We start from the raw sequence: 2,567 nt of genomic DNA, 5'->3' as shown, positions 1-2,567 counted from the left end.
GCGGCACAATACAATCTACTAATTTGGCCAATGAGGCTGTCGACAGCTCCAAGCTTGGGGACCAGTCTGTGACCACGTCCAAACTGCGGGATGGGGCTGTGGATGGCTCTAAGATTCAGGCTGGCAGCATTGAAGGTGTGCATTTAACGGAGCATGCCATCACTGCCCGGCATCTGGCACCCGGTTCGATTAACCGCCAGCAGCTTTCTGACGGAATTGTGGGCAGGGAGCAACTGGAGGAAGGGGGGGTCAGCGGGCGTCATCTGGAGCTCGGGGCGGTCACCGGTGCGCATATTCAGGCAGGAGCGATTGAAAGAAAGCATCTGAGTCCTGGCTCCATTGGGGAAGAGCAGCTTGGAACGGGAGAAGTGTTAGCTCGTCATTTGGCGGACCGGAGCATCCAGTCCAATAAGTTGGCAGATCAGTCTGTAGGCTCGCTGCAAATTGTCGATCAATCCGTGACTTCATCCAAAATATCGGATCAAAGCATTTTACCACACAAAATCGCCGATGAGGCGGTACTTACCAGACATATTGCTACAGCGGCTATACAAGGGCCTCAGCTTGCTCCAGAGGCGGTATCTTCAATACATCTTCAATCCGAAATTATTCGGGAAAATCATATTGTAACGGGTGCGGTTACGGAGCATCATATACAGTCCGGGGCTGTCACGAGCGAGAAATTAGGGAAGGGCGCAGTTCTGGATCACCATGTGGCGAATCAGGCGGTCAAGGAAAATCACATTGCTTCGAACGCTATTAAGCCTGACAAAATTGCTGACGAAGCGATTACGGAAAGCAAAATTGCCGCAGGGGCGGTAACCAGAAATAAAATTGCGCCTCAAGAAATTGCAGATGTACACATTGCGTCCGGGGCTATTCGTGAAAAACATCTGGCGGACAAAAGTGTGGGTGGTAAGGCATTACAGGCTGAGTCCGTTCGTTCGGCGCATTTGGCCGTGGGTTCTGTGCTGAGTGAGCATATCGGGAACGGAAGTGTTGGAACCTCGGCCTTGCAAGGGCAATCTGTTACCGCAGACATATTGGGTGCAGGCGCTGTTCAAACAGGGCATCTGGCGAATGGAGCGGTGTACTCCCATCATTTGCAGGATCATGCGGTAACTTCGCTGAAACTGTCGCCAGAGAGTGTAGCAACGGATAAAATTAATGATCTGGCGATTACAGCTCCTAAATTGGCAGAGGGCAGCGTAACTTCCTCCAAGCTGTCCGGACGTTCCGTGCAGCCGTGGCATATCACGGATAAAGCTGTACAGAGCAATCATCTGGCTGTTGAAGCGGTGGAAGCGAATCATCTCGCTCCTGAATCCGTCACCTCCAACCATTTGCAGTCTGCATCGGTCCTGACCAAGCATCTCGCCCCGGATAGCGTATCCGGTCATATACTTCAGGCGGAAAGCGTCACCTCGGAGAAGCTGGCGGCTGGGTCCGTGCAAGCACCCAACCTGGCGGAAAACAGCGTTGGCCCTGCACATTTGGCTGTGCAAGCGGTACACACTCACCATTTGGCAGCCGGAGCGGTACAAGAAACCGCACTGGCTCAGAATGCCGTAAAGTCAGGGCATCTTGCGTCGGAATCCATCCAATCCGATCACTTGCAAAACGGGGTCGTTCAGGGGGAGCATATCGCATTGCAGGCTGTGACGACCCCGGCCTTACAAGATGAGGCGGTCACTTCTGCCAAACTGGCAGAGGGGAGTGTTACTTCCACCAAGCTGTCTGCCCATTCGGTGCAGTCTGGGCACATAACAGATGAAGCGGTGCAAAGGAGCCATTTGGCAGTAGCGGCTGTGGATTCGACGCATTTGGCAGCCGGAGCGGTCACCTCGGTTCATCTGCAAGCTTCTACGGTGCTTACGAGACACCTGGCCCCGGATAGCGTATCCGGTCGTGCGCTTCAAGCGGAAAGCATCACCTCTGAAAAGCTGGCAGCACGCTCGGTGCAGGCAATGAATCTGGCGGAAGACAGCGTCGGCCCTCCACATCTGTCTGCGCAGGCGGTACACACCCGGCATCTGGCAGACGGAGCGGTGCAGGACAGAGCGCTGGCAGAGGGGGCGGTGAAGTCCGTGCATATCGCACCGGAGTCCATCCAGCCGCATCATCTGCACCTCGGAACTATTCAGGGCGTGCATATCGCATCACAGGCGATATCGACCGATGTCTTGCAGGATGAGTCGGTTACATCCGACAAACTGGCAGATCAGAGCGTGACGGCCGCCAAGCTGTCCGCCCACTCGGTCCAGCCGTGGCACATTACGGACGAAGCGGTGCAAGGAAACCATTTGTCAGAAGAAGCGATTCAATCGAGCCATTTGGCCCCAGAAGCCGTCACCTCTGCCCATTTGCAGGCTTCGGCTGTGCTTACGAGACACCTGGCCCCGGATAGCGTATCCGGTCGTGCGCTTCAAGCGGAAAGCATCACCTCTGAAAAGCTGGCGGCGCGCTCGGTGCAAGGAATGAACCTCGCAGAAGGTAGCGTAGGTCCTCTGCATCTGTCTGCGCAGGCAGTACACCCCCAGCATCTGGCAGCTGGAGCGGTGCAGGAC

The 2,567-nt window shown here is 55.4% G+C and carries 1 pseudogene; it reads left to right on the top strand.

Going from position 1 to position 2,567, the window contains the following annotated elements:
* Positions 1–2,567: pseudogene (locus C1I60_RS26045) on the top strand (WIAG-tail domain); the annotation flags it as partial.

The organism is Paenibacillus terrae (assembly GCF_005217525.1).
In the GTDB taxonomy this organism is placed as follows: Bacteria; Bacillota; Bacilli; order Paenibacillales; family Paenibacillaceae; genus Paenibacillus; species Paenibacillus terrae_C.
This window is presented reverse-complemented; position numbering and strand designations above follow the sequence as displayed.